The sequence below is a fragment of the Pseudomonas caricapapayae genome (genome assembly GCF_001400735.1).
Lineage (GTDB): Bacteria > Pseudomonadota > Gammaproteobacteria > Pseudomonadales > Pseudomonadaceae > Aquipseudomonas > Aquipseudomonas caricapapayae.
The window spans coordinates 1-17807 of record NZ_LJPW01000066.1 but is presented as its reverse complement, the minus strand read 5'-3'; the positions used below and the strand labels follow the sequence as shown (position 1 = coordinate 17807).

The window sequence follows — 17807 nt, the reverse complement described above, 5'->3', positions numbered from 1 at the left end:
CTCAGCCGTCACTTACGTCGCACTCGGCGTTGTCAGTGCCTTCGCGGTTGAAAAGCGTTTTTGAGCAGTTTGGCTGAAGGTACGGATGACTATCGTACCGACGCTCCGCGTGGGCATGCAGTTCGTGACGCTCTGCGTCACACGGTGGTTATGACGCAGAGCATTGGCATGAAAGCACGCTGGACATCTGGCGACGCTTTACTGAAAAATCACCGGTTCTTCGGTACTCGCAGACGTGCTGCCCGGCACGGCAATTTCTACCGGCATGCCGTCTTCGGCTGCCACCACATCACGCACCACATCCCAGTTCATGCGCAGGTTGTTGGCCAGGTCGTCACGTTTGAGCAGCGCATTGATCACCGCAGTGTGCTTGTCGACCACCGACGGGTTACCCAGATCATCGACCGGGGTGTGCGCTTCAAGGTAAACCTTGCCGCCGCTGATGCCGAATTTGTAAGGCTCGCTGATGATGCGCACGGTCGTACCGACCGGGGCCATGTCGGCCAGTTCCAGCACATTGTTGTTGTACATGCGGAAACAGCCATGACTGGTGCGCATGCCGATACCAAATTTCTTGTTCGAGCCGTGGATCAGGTAGCCGGAAAGCCCCAGACCGAATTTGAACGGCCCCAGCGGGTTATCGGGACCGGCTGGCACCACATGGGGCAACGGGTCGCCGTCGGCAGCATGCTCGGCCTTGATCGAGGCCGGTGGCGTCCAGGTCGGGTTAGGCGTCTTGGCCGTCACTTTGGTCACACCGATGGGCGAACCCCAGCCTTCACGGCCGACACCCAACGGATAGGTGTGCACGACATTCTGCCCTTTGGGGTAGTAATACATCCGGTACTCGGCAAGGTTGATGACAATCCCTTCGCGCGGCCCCGGCGGCAGGATGAAGCGGGTCGGCAGTACGATGTCCTTGCCTGCCCCCGGCAGCCACGGATCGACACCGGGGTTGGCCGCGATCATTTCCAGGTAACCCAGGTCATATCGGGTGCCCAGATCGGCGAAGGTGTCTTCGTATCGGGCCTTGATGACCTGTACCTGGCCGACGATGTCTTCGCCGGGTGGCGGCAACGGAAACTCCAGTGCATGGACAGAGCTCGCCGCGCACAGAGCAGCAAGCGACAGACAGCGGGTAACGGCTGGAATGCGCGACAACATCCGGGAAGATCCTTCGGGTAACGACATTGGTATGAAGACAAGAACTGAAGTGTACACGGCACTTGCAGGATCGGGGACATCTGCGGTTGGCCTGCAGGCAGCCGTGACAGCTAAAGTTCAGGCCAGATAGGATTCATTCCCCTGCGCTGCGCATCGAGAATGGCCTTGCACAGAGGGCAAAGACGCTCATCGCGCATAGCTTGCAGTTCGACTGCGCGCATTTGCGGCTGAGCAGGCAGCAGCGTGCCACACAATGTCCGGTCAATCGAGCCGCCCAGTTCCAGTTGACGGGCAATCAGATGAACGCGCACTTCCTGACAGGCGAACAGATCCAGCTGCTCATCGGGCTCAAGCATTTGATAGGCATACAGGGACCAGGCGGGACGCGGCATGGGGGGCTCCAGATCGGGGGCGCCACATTAGCCGAAAGCCCCCGTCCGGGAAAGCCTCAAAGCAGCGGTTTCAGGCTCGGCCAGACATTTTCCAGCAATTTCCCCTGAGCGGCCGCAGCAGGGTGAAGACCATCGGCCTGCATCAACTCAGGCACCCCGCCCACACCTTCCAAAAAAAATGGCACGAAGGGGACCTTCTTCTCTTTGGCAAGGTTGCTGTAGACCTCTTCGAAGGCCCTGGTGTAGCGCGGCCCGTAGTTGGGTGGGATACGCATACCCAGCAACAGCACTTTGGCACCTGCAGCCTGCGAGCGATCTATCATCGATGAAAGGTTTTGTTGCAATTGAGCAGGCTGCTGGCCACGCAGCCCGTCGTTGCCACCCAATTCGAGAATGACCAGCGCTGGCTTATGCTCTGCAAGCAGCGCAGGCAGACGCGCCTGGCCGCCTGCGCTGGTGTCGCCGCTGATCGACGCATTGACCACCTTGTCGTCGAATCCCTCCTTGCTCAGACGCTGCTCCAGCAGACTCACCCACCCCACACGGGTATCCAGTCCGAAAGCCGCACTGATACTATCCCCGACGATCAACACCGTGCCCGCCAACGCGCCCTGTGACAGCAGCAGTAACCCCAGGCCAGCACTTAAAAACAACGCACGCATCGGATTCTCCATGAGTGAAAGTATTCTCAGTGCCCAAAGCCTCAGCAAAGTAGTCCCCAGCACCGAAGGTGACCTGACCATCCTGCACGAACTCTCCCTGGAACTAAACAAGGGCGACACACTGGCCATCGTCGGAGCCTCAGGTTCTGGTAAATCCACCCTCCTTGGCTTGCTTGCCGGGCTGGACCTGCCCAGCTCGGGTTCGGTCATCCTCTCAGGCCGCAACCTGAGTGATCTGGATGAAGACCAGCGTGCCAGAGTGCGCGCCGAGCACGTCGGGTTTGTGTTTCAGTCATTTCAGTTGCTCGACAGCCTGAATGCACTGGAAAACGTCATGCTGCCGATGGAGCTTGAAGGCCGCAAGGACGCCCGTGAAAAGGCTCGTGACCTGCTGGAGCGCGTGGGCCTTGGCCAGCGCCTCACGCACACACCGCGTCAATTGTCCGGAGGCGAACAGCAGCGGGTCGCCATTGCCCGCGCTTTCGCCGCTGACCCGGACGTGCTGTTCGCCGACGAGCCCACCGGCAACCTGGACAGCCACACTGGCGAGCGCATCAGCGACCTGTTGTTCGAACTGAACAAGGAGCGCAACACCACGCTGGTGCTGGTGACTCACGATGAGCGTCTGGCACATCGCTGCCGTCGCCTGATCCGCCTTGAAGGGGGCCGACTGGTCGCCCCGCTGGAGCCTTGATGGCACGCCTGCCTTTTGTCCGCCTGTTAAGCCTCGCCACTCGCCAGTTGCTGCGCGACGCCCGCGCCGGAGAATTGCGGGTGTTGTTCTTTGCGCTTTTGGTAGCCGTGGCTGCCAGTACCGCCATCGGCTACTTCGGTGCGCGCCTCAACGGCGCGATGCTGCTACGGGCGACCGAGTTTCTGGGTGCCGACCTGATTCTGGAGGGCTCCAGCCCCGCCCGCGCCGAGCAGATCGAGGAAGGCAAACGCCTGCAACTCAAGCACGCACAGATCGTGATTTTTTCCAGCGTGATCGCCACCGACACCGGCATTCAGCTGTCGAGCATCAAGGCGGTGGATGACGTCTATCCCTTGCGCGGCGAACTGAAAAGCGCAGCGGACCTGTATCAGACCGAACAGGCTGGTAGCGGTCCGAAGCCCGGTGAAGCCTGGGCCGAGGCACGGCTGTTCCCGGCCGTCGATCTGAAGGTCGGTGATAATATCGATGTCGGTTCGAAAACCCTGAAACTGGCTCGCGTGCTGACTTACGAGCCTGACCGTGCGGGCAATTTCTACAGCCTGACCCCAAGGGTGATGATCAACCTGCAGGATCTCGCCGCCACTGGCGTTGTACAGCCGGGCAGCCGGGTGACCTACCGAGAAATGTGGAGCGGCCCGCCAGAGGCGCTGGCGGCTTACCGTAAAGCCATTGAGCCGGGCCTGGAACCGCATCAGGAAATCAAGGACGCCCGCGATGGCAGTCAGCAGATCGGTGGTGCCTTGGGCAAGGCCGAACGTTACCTGAACATGGCGAGTCTGGTGGCCGTGCTGCTGGCAGGCGTTGCCGTTGCACTCTCGGCCTCGCGCTTTGCCGCACGGCGCTTCGATGCCAGCGCTCTGCTTCGCTGCCTGGGCCTGTCGCGCGGCGAGGCGATGAGCCTGTTCAGTCTGCAACTGGCGATCATCGGCCTGCTGGCCAGCCTGAGCGGAGTGCTGCTGGGCTGGCTGGCACAGCTGGGCCTGTTCGCGCTGCTGCAAAACCTGCTGCCAGCCACCGTTCCGCCGGGAGGCCTGCTGCCTGCACTGGCGGGCATGGGCACCGGGCTGGTAGCGCTGGCCGGCTTTGCCCTGCCACCACTCGCTGCCCTGGGTCGAGTGCCGCCATTGCGCGTGCTGCGCCGTGACATGCTGCCGATACCCGCCAGTTCCTGGTTCGTGTATGGCGCAGCGCTGCTCGCGCTGGGCCTGATCATGTGGCGCCTGAGCCTGGATCTGGTGCTGACCTTTGCCCTGCTGGGCGGCGGCATCGTCGCGGCACTGGTGCTTGGCAGCCTGTTGCTGCTGGTGCTCAACAGCTTGCGTCGGTTGCTGGCCGGTGCATCGCTGCCCTGGCGACTCGGTCTGGGGCAACTGCTGCGCTATCCACTGGCCGCTGCCGGTCAATCACTGGCCTTCGGCCTCATCCTGCTGTCGATGGGCCTGATCGCGCTGTTGCGTGGTGAACTGCTCGACACCTGGCAAAATCAGTTGCCAAAGGATGCGCCCAACTATTTTGTGCTCAATGTGTTGCCAGCGGAGAAGGAAAACTTCGCCCAGACCCTGACCAGGCTGTCCACCCATTCGGCTCCGCTCTACCCGGTAGTGCCTGGGCGCCTGACCAGCATCAACGGTGAACCGGTAGGCAATTTCGTGACCAAAGATTCGCGTGGCGAAAATGCTACACGCCGCGACCTGAGCCTGACCTGGGCCGCCGATCTGCCCGAGGGCAACACCCTGACTGCCGGCAGTTGGTGGAAGAACCTGCCTGAGTCAGGACAGGGCGAGGCAACGCCCGGCGTGTCGATCGAGACCAAGCTGGCCGAAAGCCTGAAAATCAAGCTGGGCGACCGTCTGGGCTTCATCGTCGGGGGCCTGACACGCGAGGCGGTGGTCACCAGCCTGAGGGACGTAAACTGGGACACCTTCCAGCCCAACTTCTTCATGATCTTTCAGCCGGGTACGCTGGCCGACCTGCCGACCACTTACCTGACCAGCTTCTACCTGCCGCCTGGTCAGGACAAACAGATTGTCGAACTGTCGCGGGCCTACCCGTCAATCAGCATCCTGGGGGTAGAGGCTCTGCTCGCGCAGGTGCGCAGCATCCTTGATCAAGTCACGCTGGCCGTGCAGTTCGTGCTGCTGTTCGTGCTGGCGGCTGGCATTGCCGTGCTGTTCTCCGGATTGCAGGCGACCCTTGATGAACGCATCCGCCAGGGTGCACTCCTGCGTGCGCTTGGCGCAGAACGAGCGCTATTGATCAAGTCGCGACGGATCGAGTTCGGTTTGCTGGGGGCTGCCAGTGGAATGCTGGCGGCGCTGGGCTGCGAACTGGTGAGCTTCGTGCTGTACCGCTACGCCTTTTCCCTGGAATGGCAACCGCACCCGTGGCTGCTGTTGCTACCGGTAATAGGCGCCCTGCTGGTTGGCGGCGCAGGCGTGTTCGGCACACGCCGGGCTCTGAACGTCAGCCCGCTGACCGTGTTGCGCGAGGGTTGAGAACACCGCGATGGGACTGAGGTAACGGGCCGGACTTCGACGCAGAGCGTCCGGCCTTACCGCTCGTAAACAATCGAATTCACAAACCAGAGCTTCTCGCCTTCAGGCGTGTTGACCAGCACGTCGTCGCCCACTTCCTTCTTCAGCAACGCGCGAGCCATGGGCGAGTCGATGGAGATATAGTCGTTACGCCCATAGATTTCGTCATAGCCGACAATGCGGAATTTCTTGAGATCACCCGCTTCGTTCTCGATCTCGACCCATGCACCGAAGAACACCCGCCCTTCCTGCTCCGGCGAATACTGAACGACACGCATGTCTTCGAGGCGTTTGCGCAGGTAGCGCACGCGCCGGTCGATCTCGCGCAACAGTTTCTTGTTGTACTGATAATCCGCGTTCTCGCTGCGGTCACCCAGCGAGGCTGCCCAGGCAACCTTCTGAGTAATATCGGGCCGGTGCTCTCGCCAGAGGTAATCAAGCTCCTTCTTCAGGGCTTCATGCCCGCCCACAGTGATGATCTTTGTACTCAAGACATTCCTCCGGCCCTGCAAAAATCAATTCGACAGGCAATTGAAGATCAGCGACGCGCTACCTCATGCTGGATGCAGCCTTCGTAATACACCTTGCTGACCGCATCAGGCCTCAAACGCGACTCGCTGTCGTAGGTCTGTTCCGTGATACGCAATGCCATCGGCCGCATCCATTGTTTGGCGAACTTGCGAGCCTGCAGCTTCTGCCGCGCCCCGTAACGGGTAACGCCTGATAGCTTGGACGCCTGCGCACCGCCGGCAATGGTCGAGCCCCAGCGACACAGATAACGTTCGTTTTCCGTCGCATTTCTGGCCTGGACGGAAAAAGCCAGCCCGGAAAGCGTCAGGCACGCCAGAGCACAATAGACCAAACGCATGCAGAAACCACCTAATCCTTTGATAAGGCGGCGATTTTGCCTGTCCGCTCACGGGCCGGGGGCCAGCAATATGCCTTCTATCGCAATTGAATACGCCAGTGGCGTCAGCCCAGCGTAATCAGGCCCTGCCGGGCAATGCGCGTAAGGTCACGAATGACCTGTTCGACGTCATCTGCCCGCGGCGATTGCACCACGGCCAGGTCGAACTGGTCATTGGCAAAGTGGCTGAGCGACGGGTTGGTATCGACAAACTGAATCAGAAACGCACAGGAACCACCCCGCCGACGAGGCCAGCCGTCGAGATAACGCAGCAATGTCGGCTGATGGGAACCGCTCAGAAGGATCTTCGGATTCTTGCGTGACAAGACCGTGCTGATCGGCGAAAGACGAATGAGGGGGCGCAGGTTGTTCATGGTTATATCTCTGCCTCGCAAAGTCCGCTGGGCAGCGGTGAGAGGCAACACCGAACCAACGTTTTAGCGGTATTTCGACAAGGTTCGAGCCTTGCCAGGCGCCCCGCAAGTAGTTGTTAAATCGGCGCTTGAGCACGCATCCTAGAGAAACGTCCCATTCATTGTCAATTGTCGTCCGTGATGCAAGCCTGCAAACGCACAAGGCCCGCCAGGAAGCGGGCCTTGCACAACAAGCGTAGCCGGTTATCGGGCGATGACGCGGTCCAGCGACAACCTGCCTGCGCCTTCGATAAGCACTGCCAAAGCGCCACCGAGCAATGCCAGTGCATATTCATAGCCGTTGTTGGCCATGAAAAAACCGTTGTGGATATGCACCGTAAAAATGGCCACCAGCAACAGCACCATGACCACAGCGGCAGCCGGACGGGCCAGCAGACCAAGGAGCAAGCCCAGACCGCCGAAAAACTCGGCGCTGCCAGACATCAACGCCATCAGGTAGCCCGGTGTCAGGCCCAGGCTTTCCATATAGTGCGCGGTACCTTCCAGGCCATAACCGCCGAAAGCGCCGAACAGTTTCTGACTGCCGTGAGCGATAAATGCGATGCCGACAATCACACGCAGTACCGTCAGGCCGTAGCCGGCGCGAGTGGTGAGAACCGATTTGATCAATGTGTTCATGTAGGTGATTTCCAGAATTGATTAAGTGCGAGTGGTGCCATGATAATCAAATTAACTCATGTAAAAACCGCAAATATCGGCACATTACAATCGAAAATATCGATTAATCAGCGTTTCACGGCAGTCTTTGGCCCGCTCTTTTCCAGCGAATCCCGCTCGCGATCAAATGCCAGGTAGTATTTGTTCACGCTGTTCACGAACGCTACGACGTTTGCACCGCCCTGCTCCATCGCCACCCGCTCGGTCTGGAAAAACCACTGATTTGGATTGAGCCCGCGTCGCCGGGCTTCCTCGCGCATGCCCTGCACACGCTCCGGGCCCAGATTGTAGGCAGCCATCACGAATGCCATACGCTCGCGCTCATTGACTCGGGTACTGGAAAAATACTTGCGCTGGATCAGCGCCATGTAGCGTGAACCTGCGCGGATATTATCGTCGGCGCTCTGAATACTCGGTACGCCGACGCTCTTTGCCGCCGAAGGGGTAATCTGCAACAGGCCGGTCGCGCCGCCACTGCCCTTGGCTGTGGGGTCGAGTTTCGACTCTTTGAACGCCAGCGCCGCCAGGTCCAGCCAGTCCATACCCTGCGCATCAGCGTGGCGTTGCAGCATCGGACGCAGTTGCTCGAGACGTTGCAGGTTATTGCGCACCAGCGGATTGTTGACCTTGTAGGTATCTTTGTAAGCCTTGGCGAACACCAGGTCCTGCTGGGCCGATGGCTTATAACCTTTGAGGAAATCATCGACACTGGCGCGCAGCTGAGTGGCGTTGTCGCGTACAAACCAGCTGATGTCGCCGTGAGTCTGCAAGGTCAGCCCGCGCTCGATACGTAGTCTGGGCATAATTCTGGCCCAGCGCTCGGCAATAGGCTGCTCGACCAGGGTCATCGGATAAATACCGGCCTGGACCATCTCCAGCACATCCTCTACCGCGAGGCTAGGGTCGACCCATTCGATTTTGGCCAACGGCAGCTTGCGCAGCTCCAATTGTCGATTGACCTGATGCAGGGCCTCGTCGGCTGCGCTGCCGGTGGGCAGGCTCAGCGTCTTCCCGGACAGTTGATCCACACGGCGCACACTGCGCTGGCCACTCACACCGACCAGTACCAGAGGCACATCATGAATAATGGGCGCACTGGCCTGAATGCCCTTGGCCTGACTGACATCCAGCAGCTCGCCGGGCGCGATCATATCGCCTTCGCCACGCTGCAATGCTGTCAGCAGCTGGTTCTTGGCCTTGGGGATGACCTTGAACGTAACTTTCTGTCCATCACGGGAATGACTGTTGAGGTACTGTTCGAAGACTTGCAGACGATGGTATTCGACGCCTATCTCCTGGCCCTTGACGTCACCGGAACTGTTGCGGCTTTGATTGACCAGCACACGCAACACCTTGCTGCTGCGAATCGCAGGCAGATCGCGCACCTTCGGATCGTGCTGCACGGCCTCAGGGCCGGTCTGACGTGCAGAAGCGTGCAGAGGCGGCAGCAGCAGTATCAGACAGATAAAAGACACAAGCGCGGATCGGATCATTCACTTCCCCAGGGCAATGCCGGAAAAAAACAGGAAAAAGGAAATCTTGAGGTCACGCAGCAGCATCGAACAGCGAAGGAAATCGTTGAACCATCAGGCCCAATCGCTTGAATACCCAGCGTTTTCTTATTGTGGCCAGAGCTCTGGTATGCTCGGCAGCCTTGAGCTGGAGATAGCACCATGCAACTCATCGACATCGGCGTCAATCTGACCAACGCAAGCTTCGCCTCGCAGCGACAGGCGGTACTCGACCGCGCCTATGCCGCGGGCGTCCAACAACTGGTGGTGACCGGCACCAGTGTCGAGGGCAGCGAACACGCCTTGCAGTTGTGTCACGAGCTTGATGAAAGCGCGCAACGCCTGTTCTGCACGGCAGGTATCCACCCACACTCGGCGAGCGATTGGACCGGCGACAGCGAGAAACAGTTGCATGCCTTGCTCAAGGAAAATCGCGTCCGCGCGGTGGGTGAATGCGGGCTGGATTTCAATCGCGACTTCTCACCCCGCCAGCAGCAGGAAAAGGTTCTCGAGGCGCACCTGGCCATGGCGGTGGAACTGCAATTGCCGGTGTTCCTGCACGAACGTGATGCCAACCAGCGCCTCATGGAGATTCTGCGTGACTACCGCGACCGCCTGCCCGCTGCGGTGGTGCACTGCTTCACCGGCGAGCGCACTGCATTGTTCAGCTATCTGGACCTCGACCTGCACATCGGTATCACCGGCTGGATTTGCGATGAACGACGCGGCACCCATCTACACCCGCTGGTGGGCAATATCCCTCGCGGCCGCCTGATGCTGGAAAGCGATGCGCCTTATCTTTTGCCCCGCAGCCTGCGCCCCAAGCCCAAAAATGGCCGCAACGAACCGGCTTACCTGCCCGAGGTGTTGCGCGAAGTGGCCTTGCACCGTGGCGAAAGTCAGGAAGATCTTGCACGTCACAGCACCGCCTGCGCGCGAGATTTTTTCGATTTGTCGGTCCTTGCACAGACACCGGATGAAAAACTGCAGCTTTCTTGACCCGTATCAAAGAGTTCTTTCATGGTTGAGGCATCGTGATGGCATCTTGCTGCTACTCCACACGATTACCAAAGAAGACCACTCATGGGCTCATGGCTTGGCAACCTGTCGCTGAAATATAAATTCTGGGCCGTCAATGCGGTCGCCTTCGTCACAACGCTGTTGCTGGTGCTTTACGCCATGCACACGGAGCAACAGGCACGCGCGGACACCTCGCGCCAGGCCGCCTACGCGCAGGCACGCGTGCTTGCAGCATGGCCTGGCGACGCTCCCCTGCCCTCCAGCGATGCGGTGCTGACTTACAGCAAAGGGCAGACACCGTCCTTCAATACCCTTGCGCTGCCTGAACTGGCTGACGGCCGCGACTGGGTCAAACTGAGTCGACCCTTCGGCGATCGACTGTTGAACGGCGCGCAGGTCGTCACCCGTGACACTGGTCAGCAGATTGCAGTGCTGGTCTTTGTGCCGACCTTGCGACAGGTATTTAAAGATCGCTTCGGTCATTACGCAGTTGCCGTGTTCGTGCTGATGCTGTTAATGCTCGGCGCCTCGCAACTGCTGATCCGCTTTCTGCTCAGCCAGCTCAACGCGCTCAAGGACGTGATGCTGCACGTCGAGAAAAGCGGTGACTTGTCAGTCCGCGTGCCCAACCAGGGTAACGACGAGGTCGGGCAAATGGCCAAAGCATTCAACGCCATGCAGGCCGGTTATCAGCGGGTGGTCAATACGGTCTCGCAGACGGCTGGCCGCCTCGATCAGGGGGCTGCATATCTGGCGGCGGGCATGAAAGATGTGCGTCAGGGAATGCTCGGTCAACAGAGCGAAACCGATCAGGTGGCCACCGCCATCAACGAGATGACCGCCACTGTCCACCACATCGCTCAGCACGCCACGGCCACCCGCGATCAGTCACAGACAGCCGACGCGCTGGCGGGTAGTGGCAAAGTGGTGGTCGACCGCGTCCAATTGTCCATCGCCGGGCTTTCCAGCGGCGTGCAGCAGACCGCCGAAATGATCCAGCGCATGGCCGAAGACAGCCATAAGATCAACGGCGTGGTCAGCGTTATCCACAGTATTGCCGAACAAACCAGCCTGCTGGCCCTGAACGCGGCCATCGAAGCCGCACGCGCCGGGGAAATGGGCCGGGGCTTTGCCGTGGTAGCCGATGAGGTACGCAACCTGGCCAAACGGGTGCAGACGTCGACCGACGAAATCACCACGATGGTCTCGACCCTGCAAAGCGGCACACGCGATGCGGTGGATTTCATGCAGGAGAGCTCCTTCAAGGCCGATGAATGCGTGCAACAGGCCAGGGAAGCAGGCGCAGCACTGGCGGCCATTGCCGGTGCCGTGGCGCAGATGCGTGAAAGCAATACGCAGATCGCCGTTGCAGCGCAGCAGCAAAGTCAGGTGGCCGAGGAAATGAACCGGGCCGTGGTCAGTATTCGCGATGTCACAGAACGCACGGTGGTCCAGACGCTGGAATCGGCGAGCACCAGTGACGAACTCGCTACACTGGCAGGCGAGCTGAATGCCGCCATTGGCCAGCTCAAGCTGTAACAGGCTATCGCGGCGATAGACAGACTTGACTCGTGGTGATCGGGGAGCGGGCCTATGCTTCAGGCATCAAACGACGCTTCACGCGTTACCCTGAAGAGGACCTCAGCATGAACAAGCCACTTCCCGATCTGCAACTGACCCAATGGCATGACAGCAACGACAACCAGGAACACTCGGCGAGTCTGGCGTTGTACCTGATTGCCGTGCCGTTGTTCATTCTGGCCACCCTGCTGATACTCAATGGCCTGTTTTCCGAAAGCCTTTCGTCAATCGCCATCGGCGTGATTGGCCTGGTGGCGGCGCTGGGTTTTCAGCGCAAGGACGCAGCCCGCTCTCATCAGAAACCCTAGCCAGTCCTGTCTGTCAGCCAAACACCGTTACCGTCTGGCGACTGATTGCAATCAGCTCGCCATCCGGGCCCCACAATGCAGCGGCGATATGGCCGTATCCGTCTCGGGCATGTTCGATGACTGCGCGGTAGCTGCACCATTGCACTGTATCGAGCGACGGCTGTGGCTGAATGAACTCGATGGTCCAGGTCAACGAACTGCCCGGTGCCGGCGCGTTCAGGTGCGGCAATATTGCCGGCGGCCAAGTGTCGACCAGCGCCAGAATATGAGCTTCGTTCATCGGGCTGGCGTACGGCTCATCGCGAAAGCGCACATGCCCGCCAATTGCCGGTGACGGCGTATTGCTGAACGGCATGCCACCCAACGCCCAGCGAATATCCATGAATCGCAAATAATCGGGCATCACCCCACTGGCAAAAGGCAGCTCCGGGCATTGATCAACCGGCTTGAGAACTGGCGCGGCGTCTGCGGCAACGGCAATCATCGATTGCCGGGGTGCACCAAAGCTGCCTTGTATCAGCGTCATCACCTGACCATTCTGCACGGCGCGTCCCAGCACCTGACTGACAGCCTTGCCATGACGCAGGATTTCGACCTCGAAGGCAATCGGCTTTCCGGGCTCGGCCGGCCCGACAAAGGTAATCGCCAGCGAGCGCACCGGCCGCCCTTCCGGGACTTCGGCACGCATCGCGTCGTAGGTCAGCGCCGCCATCAGTCCGCCAAAGCAGGCGCGCCCCTGAGACCATTCAGCAGGGATGGTGACAGCACGCGGATCGTGACGCACGGCATCGATCAGTTCGGAAAAGGTCATGCTTACTCCAGCAAGTCGGCTCACAAGTGGATGGATGATAACCATCCTCTTACTCCACGACATGCCGCATACTGGCCATAATTGCGGCCTGAATGACCTATTTCCTCATAGATCGTCAAGACCTTAAAAACACGCCTTGGCCAGTCGTTTGAGCGATGCTTCGGCCTTGCGCTCGGCACGTACGATACCGATCTGCCAGCCAGGTACGCACGGTGCCAGATCCGCCTGTTCATCAGCCTGCGCCAGCCATTGCAGGTGATCATGCCAGTCGCCCAGTTCGCCCTGTGCGGACTTGAGCCGGGCCTGCATGTTTTTCGGCTGATGGCTGAGTTGCGGGTAGGCTTCGGCGGCATAACGTACGCGTTTGATCAGCAATCGAAGGTCATGCCGATCATGCCCCGGCTCGGCGATGGCCACGCGCAGCTTTTTCCACTGTTTGTCCATTCGTTTTTCGATGGTTTTGCGCAAACCGCGCAACGCTCCCTGGCGCTGTTGCTCACGCAGCAACGACGGGAATCGGTCGATCAGCTTGAGCAAAAGGGTCAGTTCGGCCGACTTCGCCACCCCTGGGCAAGTAGTTTCCAGGTACTGATTGCGTTTGAAAGCCGCTTCGTTCAAGCCCTGCTCGTCAAGAAACGCGGCGAGTACCTGCATATCACGCAACGGCGTGGTCAGTTGCCCCACCGCCCTGGCCGCCTCCTCCAGCTCTGCGGCAGCCGGGTTCTCCCGCAGCGGCCGCAGTACACTGCGCAGGCGACGCACTGTCGTGCGCAAATCATGCAGCGCTTCGCTGTCCGTCGAAACCGCCAGACGTGCCTGGCACGCGAGCAATCTGACATCCAGCGCCAGCACTTCGGCAACCAGATGATCCACCATTGAAGACATGCAATTCCCCTTCGACACACTCATTCATGAATGCCTGTCCCTGACGGCTGACAACCTCCATGGCAGACCACGGCGCAGCGTGCTCAACGCATGCCTCAAGCGACTGGCCGAGGCGAGACGCCCAGCATATCGCTGCGCCTGAAATTCGCGGATGAACGCTTCGATGGCCTCGGCGTGCTGCGGAAAATACAACACCGCTCTGCGTCCGAATGCTTCAGCGCCTTCACCCGGCATACGACGCAGACCATGGCGGGCGAGCAAGCGTTCAAAGGCGTTGAATGCCCGCAGTTGCAAGTCGCTTTCGCGCTGCCAGGGTTTGAACAGCCACAACGCGATCAGGCCCAGCGAAAACAAGGTTCCCAGGACGAAAACCGGTGCCTGAAAACCCGAAAACCAGCGGCCGAGAATTTGTAACTGCTGTTGTCCCTGATAGCCCAGCACCCAGCGCTGCCAGCCGTAATTGAGGTTATCCCAACTCAGGCGAACAGCGTTGATCCAGGGCACGTTGCGATAGCGCAAGGCTGACAGTGGCGAATCCTGAAGAAAGGCTTCGTCTGCCGCCAGCGCCTGCTCCAGCCCTTGCTCGATACGTTGCGGTGCCACGGCTGGAGTCGGGTCGACACTGCGCCAGCCGACACCCGGCTGCCAATATTCCACCCAGGCATGCGCGTCGAACTGGCGCACGGTCAGGTACTGGCCGTCGGGGTTCAGTTCGCCACCCTGATACCCGGCCACGACTCGCGCCGGAATACCCGCAGCGCGCAGCACAAAGGTCATGGCACCTGCGTAGTGGGCGCAAAAACCCTGGCGGCTTGCAAACAGAAACTCATCAATGCTGTCGTTGCCCAGCGGCATCGGTTTGAGGGTGTAGTGAAACGGCTGATCACTGAAGTAACCGAGCATGGCAGCGACCAGGGCGTCCGGCGTGGTGTAACGACGGCGCAGTGTATCGGCCCATTGCCGGGCCTGATCATTACCCCTGGCTGGCAATTGCAGGTTCTGGCGCTGGATCTGCTCGGCCGATTGCGGGTCACGGATGCCCTGCGGCCAGGACTTGGCGGCATACAGCAGCGATTGTTCGACGGGACGTCTGCGTTGCAGACGGAAGTCGCTCATCAGACGAACGTCCGGCAACGTGGTTTCAGCCACGTCGAGGCTCGGCAGCCAGGGCCGACCGCTGGCCTCCATGACAATGCTGTATGCCAGTGGATCGCCGCGTTTGTCCCACTGCGGGATCTGCACAGCCTGAGCGCGTGCCGACTGTGACCAGCGACGTCCATCGAACTGCTCGAGGGTCAGGCCACGCCAGTACAACTGTTTGCGCGCCGGCATCGGCCCTTCAAAGCTGGCACGAAACACCAGCGCTGGCGATTTGCTCAGCTCCGCCATATCGCCGGGTGCCATATTGTCGGACAGCCCGGTGACGCCCTTGTTACTCGGTTGCGGCAGCGACCAGAGCGGGTCCAGACGCGGAAAAAACAGGAACAGAAGAAGCATCAGCGGCGCTGCCTGTGCCATCAGTTTGAATGCCAGCTTGAGCGTGTCGGTTGACCTGCCAGCCAGATCCGATTGCTGCAGACCGATCAACGCGGCCAGCAACGCGCCGACCGGTAACAGACTGAAAAGCGCCCACAGCAGGTTGTCTTCAAACAGGTAACCGACCGCCACGCAAAAGAAGCCGAGGAAGATCAGCACCCGTGCGTCTCGGCGGTTGTTCATTTCGAGCATTTTCAGAACGAAGGCAGCAACCAGCAACGCCGCGCCTGCATCCAGCCCGACCAGGCTGCCACGCGCCAGATAAACCCCACCGGCAGTGCCCACCAGCAGGCCTGACTTGACCCAGGTGCCGGGCAGCCGGGCGCGCATCCGGAACACCTGAACCCGCCAGAACGTACAGCCCAGCCACAGCAGCATGATCGACACGGGCACGTGCAGCGCGAACGGCAACACCACCAGTGCCTGCGCCAATAGCAGCCAAGTGAGACTGACACGCCCGATCGGCGGGGCGACAACCGCTTTGATCGTGTCATTCATGAGCGATGACCGTACAGAGCGAGTGCCCGCAGGCAGGCCTCACGGTGTGCATCGCCGCTGTCCACCATCGACAGAAACCCCGGCAGACGCAAGGCGAATGGCTGGCGACGCCGGGACAGTTCCAGCACCCAATAACACAGGCGCGACAGGCGCTCTTCGATGTCACCGCCCAGTGCCATGAAGTCCAGGCACAGGTCATGACCACTCAAGTCAGTGAAGTCCTTGACCAGCAACCCCTGGCCTCGGGAATACGCTTTCCAGTGCAGGCGGCTGCGATTATCCCCCGTCTGGTAGCTGCGCAACCCCTGATAATCATCGACACCGGCTCCTTGGGTAGCCTGACCGTCATCCTCGGCATGGGGCTGTGCGCCCTTGAGCAATGGCATCGCGCCGGACAATGGCCGAGGGTAGATCAAGGCGCTCTGCTCCAGATCCAGCCAACTCCAGGCGCGGAAAATGCCCAGTGGAAAGACGCTCTCGATCCGCAGCCTTGGCGCCTGCAGCCAGCCACGCTTTTCGGCCGGCAAGGTCAGTTCCAGGTCGGTCAGCCCACGAGGCGGCACATCGCTTGATTGCAATGCTGTCGCGGTCCAGCCCAACCCCAGTGCATGGTGGGCCTGGCCTGCACTTTCCAGCCGCAGACGCAGTTGCACCGGCTCGCCGACGAATACCGAACGCGTCACGCCGGCACTCAGGATCAAGCCGCTGACGTTGCGATAGGTGTGCAAGATGGCCAGCACCCCTACCGACATCAGTAAAAAGGTCAAGCCGTAGGCCAGGCTGTTCTGGTAATTGATCGCCACCAGCAGCATCAGCACCAGCACCAGCGCGAAGGTCATGCCAATGCGCGTCGGCATGATGAAAATGCGCCGGTGGTCGAGCGTGATGCGTGACGCCGGAGGGATTCGTCTCGCCAGCCAGCGTTGCCAGAACGGTTTGAACGGTTCGATCAAAGCACCGGCACCTCGCGCAATAACCACTGCACCAGCGCACCGCCGCCATGTCCCGTAGGGTCACTGCGCTCGCGCAGCCGATGGCCGATCACCGAAGGCAGCACCGCCTGCACGTCCTCGGGAATCGAGTAGTCACGGCCCAGCAACATCGCCCAGGCCCGCGCAGCGGCCAGAATCGCCAGGCTCGCCCTGGGCGACAGCCCGTAAGCGAATTGCGGCTGACTGCGCGTCGCCTCGACCAGCCGCAGTACATAATCGACCAGCGCATCGCTGGCGCGTACCTGCCGCGCGTGCATTTGAAGCTGGCCAAGCATGGCGTGATCCAGAATCGGTTGCAGACGGGGCAATAATTCGCGGCGTGACTCGCCGAGCAGCAAGGCCTTTTCTGCCGCTCTGGCGGGATAGCCCATGGAGATGCGCATCATGAACCTGTCCAGTTGCGACTCGGGCAAGGCAAAGGTGCCACCGGAACTGAACGGGTTCTGGGTTGCAATCACAAAAAACGGATCGGGCAACAGACGTGTCGCACCTTCGATGGAAACCTGCCCCTCCTCCATGGCTTCAAGCAACGCGCTCTGACTCTTGGGCGTGGCGCGGTTGATTTCATCGGCCAGCACCAACTCGGCAAAGATCGGCCCGGGATGGAAAGTGAACTGTCCGCTGTCCCGATCAAACACCGACGTCCCCAGGATGTCACCCGGGAGCAGGTCGGAGGTGAACTGAATACGCTGATAACTCAGCCCGAGGATTTTCGCCAGCGCATGGCTGAGGGTGGTCTTGCCCATCCCCGGCAAGTCTTCGATCAGCAAATGCCCGCCACCGATCAGACAAGTCATCGCCAGCCGTACCTGCACTTCCTTGCCCAATACCACCTCGTTGATGGCGCTCAGGCACGCATCGAGTTTTCTACCCATCGAAAAGCCCCTTCCGGCAACTGCTTCATGACTGTGGGACTGCAAGCGATGCTAGTGTCCGAACACTTTAAAGTGAGCGTAGGCCGTTTCGCCAGAGTTGGTTAGGTCTACTGCCTCGACAGGCTGAAGATTTGTGACGCAGAGCGTCACGAACTGCGTCCGCACGCGGGAGCGTAGGGACGATAGTCATCTCATGACTTGCATGTGCTCCCTGCCAACGCAGTACTTTTCAACCACGATGGCACTGACGACGCAGAATGCGACGTAAGTGACGGCTGAGGCCTGGCGCTTATCCGGGCCATGATTGGCCCGTTGCGGCGACCCG

At 60.2% G+C, this 17807-nt stretch carries 18 protein-coding genes; 5 read left to right on the top strand and 13 right to left on the bottom strand.

All coding sequences use genetic code 11. The annotated features are described in order from the left end of the window. Nucleotides 1-198: 198 nt before the first annotated feature. From ALO80_RS10195 to ALO80_RS10185, 3 genes are all read right to left on the bottom strand, one after another. Complete coding sequence (locus tag ALO80_RS10195; protein WP_055008925.1) at nt 199-1164, bottom strand: L,D-transpeptidase family protein; 966 nt, start codon at nt 1162-1164, stop codon at nt 199-201. A 110-nt stretch (nt 1165-1274) separates the two neighbouring features. After that, nucleotides 1275-1556, bottom strand: a complete 282-nt coding sequence (locus ALO80_RS10190) for a hypothetical protein (RefSeq protein ID WP_054986766.1) — start codon at nt 1554-1556, stop codon at nt 1275-1277. Nucleotides 1557-1612: 56 nt separating this feature from the next. Then, on the bottom strand, nt 1613-2218 hold the full coding sequence (locus ALO80_RS10185) for an arylesterase (protein WP_055008924.1): 606 nt from the start codon (nt 2216-2218) through the stop codon (nt 1613-1615). A gap of 10 nt (nt 2219-2228) precedes the next feature. Between ALO80_RS10185 and ALO80_RS10180 the strand changes: the two genes are divergently transcribed. Further along, nucleotides 2229-2912: an ABC transporter ATP-binding protein gene (locus ALO80_RS10180; protein WP_055008923.1), complete on the top strand. Its 684-nt coding sequence runs from the start codon at nt 2229-2231 to the stop codon at nt 2910-2912. Next, nucleotides 2912-5428, top strand: a complete 2517-nt coding sequence (locus ALO80_RS10175; RefSeq protein ID WP_055008922.1) for an ABC transporter permease — start codon at nt 2912-2914, stop codon at nt 5426-5428. Before ALO80_RS10180 ends, ALO80_RS10175 begins: the two co-directional genes overlap by 1 nt. A 56-nt stretch (nt 5429-5484) precedes the next feature. Here ALO80_RS10175 and greB read toward each other — a convergent pair whose 3' ends face one another. From greB to ALO80_RS10150, 5 genes are all read right to left on the bottom strand, one after another. Continuing rightward, nucleotides 5485-5958 carry a transcription elongation factor GreB gene (greB, locus tag ALO80_RS10170; protein WP_055008921.1) on the bottom strand — a complete coding sequence of 158 codons (474 nt, stop codon included), beginning with the start codon at nt 5956-5958 and terminating at the stop codon, nt 5485-5487. 47 nt (nt 5959-6005) lie between these two features. Beyond that, nucleotides 6006-6335, bottom strand: coding sequence for a hypothetical protein (locus tag ALO80_RS10165; RefSeq protein WP_054986771.1), 330 nt, complete (start codon nt 6333-6335; stop codon nt 6006-6008). A 104-nt stretch (nt 6336-6439) separates the two neighbouring features. Then, nucleotides 6440-6748, bottom strand: a complete 309-nt coding sequence (locus ALO80_RS10160) for a hypothetical protein (RefSeq protein WP_055005934.1) — start codon at nt 6746-6748, stop codon at nt 6440-6442. A gap of 243 nt (nt 6749-6991) precedes the next feature. Then, nucleotides 6992-7426 (bottom strand): DoxX family protein, encoded by a 435-nt coding sequence (locus tag ALO80_RS10155; protein ID WP_054986773.1) that lies wholly within the window; start codon nt 7424-7426, stop codon nt 6992-6994. Between the two features lie 107 nt (nt 7427-7533). Beyond that, nucleotides 7534-8958 carry an MltF family protein gene (locus ALO80_RS10150; protein WP_055008920.1) on the bottom strand — a complete coding sequence of 475 codons (1425 nt, stop codon included), beginning with the start codon at nt 8956-8958 and terminating at the stop codon, nt 7534-7536. Nucleotides 8959-9138: 180 nt separating this feature from the next. On the opposite strand from ALO80_RS10150, the gene ALO80_RS10145 reads away from it, so the two are divergent. The 3 genes from ALO80_RS10145 to ALO80_RS10135 all read left to right on the top strand — a co-directional run bounded on the left by ALO80_RS10145 (nt 9139) and on the right by ALO80_RS10135 (nt 11885). Then, the gene (locus ALO80_RS10145; RefSeq protein WP_055008919.1) at nt 9139-9975 is read left to right on the top strand and encodes a TatD family hydrolase; all 837 of its coding nucleotides are present in this window, start codon (nt 9139-9141) and stop codon (nt 9973-9975) included. An 84-nt stretch (nt 9976-10059) separates the two neighbouring features. Beyond that, the gene (locus ALO80_RS10140) at nt 10060-11535 is read left to right on the top strand and encodes a methyl-accepting chemotaxis protein (RefSeq protein WP_055008918.1); all 1476 of its coding nucleotides are present in this window, start codon (nt 10060-10062) and stop codon (nt 11533-11535) included. A gap of 107 nt (nt 11536-11642) precedes the next feature. Continuing rightward, nucleotides 11643-11885: a hypothetical protein gene (locus ALO80_RS10135; protein WP_055008926.1), complete on the top strand. Its 243-nt coding sequence runs from the start codon at nt 11643-11645 to the stop codon at nt 11883-11885. 13 nt (nt 11886-11898) lie between these two features. Here the strand turns inward: ALO80_RS10135 and ALO80_RS10130 are convergent, their stop codons facing one another. From ALO80_RS10130 to ALO80_RS10110, 5 genes are all read right to left on the bottom strand, one after another. After that, nucleotides 11899-12696 carry an acyl-CoA thioesterase gene (locus ALO80_RS10130; protein ID WP_055008917.1) on the bottom strand — a complete coding sequence of 266 codons (798 nt, stop codon included), beginning with the start codon at nt 12694-12696 and terminating at the stop codon, nt 11899-11901. 123 nt (nt 12697-12819) lie between these two features. Further along, nucleotides 12820-13572: a CHAD domain-containing protein gene (locus tag ALO80_RS10125; RefSeq protein ID WP_055008916.1), complete on the bottom strand. Its 753-nt coding sequence runs from the start codon at nt 13570-13572 to the stop codon at nt 12820-12822. Nucleotides 13573-13605: 33 nt separating this feature from the next. Continuing rightward, nucleotides 13606-15615, bottom strand: a complete 2010-nt coding sequence (locus ALO80_RS10120; RefSeq protein WP_055008915.1) for a transglutaminase TgpA family protein — start codon at nt 15613-15615, stop codon at nt 13606-13608. Then, nucleotides 15612-16595 carry a DUF58 domain-containing protein gene (locus tag ALO80_RS10115; RefSeq protein WP_055008914.1) on the bottom strand — a complete coding sequence of 328 codons (984 nt, stop codon included), beginning with the start codon at nt 16593-16595 and terminating at the stop codon, nt 15612-15614. Before ALO80_RS10115 ends, ALO80_RS10120 begins: the two co-directional genes overlap by 4 nt. Then, nucleotides 16565-17482: an AAA family ATPase gene (locus ALO80_RS10110; protein WP_055008913.1), complete on the bottom strand. Its 918-nt coding sequence runs from the start codon at nt 17480-17482 to the stop codon at nt 16565-16567. The genes ALO80_RS10115 and ALO80_RS10110 overlap by 31 nt, the downstream gene beginning before the upstream one ends. Between the last annotated feature and the right edge of the window lie 325 nt (nt 17483-17807).

Excerpts from the sequence above, each read along its gene's own strand:
- ALO80_RS10195 (WP_055008925.1), bottom strand. The coding sequence starts at position 1,164 with ATGTTGTCGCGCATTCCAGCCGTTACCCGCTGTCTGTCGCTTGCTGCT.
- ALO80_RS10190 (WP_054986766.1), bottom strand. The coding sequence starts at position 1,556 with ATGCCGCGTCCCGCCTGGTCCCTGTATGCCTATCAAATGCTTGAGCCC.
- ALO80_RS10185 (WP_055008924.1), bottom strand. The coding sequence starts at position 2,218 with ATGCGTGCGTTGTTTTTAAGTGCTGGCCTGGGGTTACTGCTGCTGTCA.
- ALO80_RS10180 (WP_055008923.1), top strand. The coding sequence starts at position 2,229 with ATGAGTGAAAGTATTCTCAGTGCCCAAAGCCTCAGCAAAGTAGTCCCC.
- ALO80_RS10175 (WP_055008922.1), top strand. The coding sequence starts at position 2,912 with ATGGCACGCCTGCCTTTTGTCCGCCTGTTAAGCCTCGCCACTCGCCAG.
- ALO80_RS10165 (WP_054986771.1), bottom strand. The coding sequence starts at position 6,335 with ATGCGTTTGGTCTATTGTGCTCTGGCGTGCCTGACGCTTTCCGGGCTG.
- ALO80_RS10160 (WP_055005934.1), bottom strand. The coding sequence starts at position 6,748 with ATGAACAACCTGCGCCCCCTCATTCGTCTTTCGCCGATCAGCACGGTC.
- ALO80_RS10155 (WP_054986773.1), bottom strand. The coding sequence starts at position 7,426 with ATGAACACATTGATCAAATCGGTTCTCACCACTCGCGCCGGCTACGGC.
- ALO80_RS10150 (WP_055008920.1), bottom strand. The coding sequence starts at position 8,958 with ATGATCCGATCCGCGCTTGTGTCTTTTATCTGTCTGATACTGCTGCTG.
- ALO80_RS10145 (WP_055008919.1), top strand. The coding sequence starts at position 9,139 with ATGCAACTCATCGACATCGGCGTCAATCTGACCAACGCAAGCTTCGCC.
- ALO80_RS10140 (WP_055008918.1), top strand. The coding sequence starts at position 10,060 with ATGGGCTCATGGCTTGGCAACCTGTCGCTGAAATATAAATTCTGGGCC.
- ALO80_RS10135 (WP_055008926.1), top strand. The coding sequence starts at position 11,643 with ATGAACAAGCCACTTCCCGATCTGCAACTGACCCAATGGCATGACAGC.
- ALO80_RS10130 (WP_055008917.1), bottom strand. The coding sequence starts at position 12,696 with ATGACCTTTTCCGAACTGATCGATGCCGTGCGTCACGATCCGCGTGCT.
- ALO80_RS10125 (WP_055008916.1), bottom strand. The coding sequence starts at position 13,572 with ATGGTGGATCATCTGGTTGCCGAAGTGCTGGCGCTGGATGTCAGATTG.
- ALO80_RS10120 (WP_055008915.1), bottom strand. The coding sequence starts at position 15,615 with ATGAATGACACGATCAAAGCGGTTGTCGCCCCGCCGATCGGGCGTGTC.
- ALO80_RS10110 (WP_055008913.1), bottom strand. The coding sequence starts at position 17,482 with ATGGGTAGAAAACTCGATGCGTGCCTGAGCGCCATCAACGAGGTGGTA.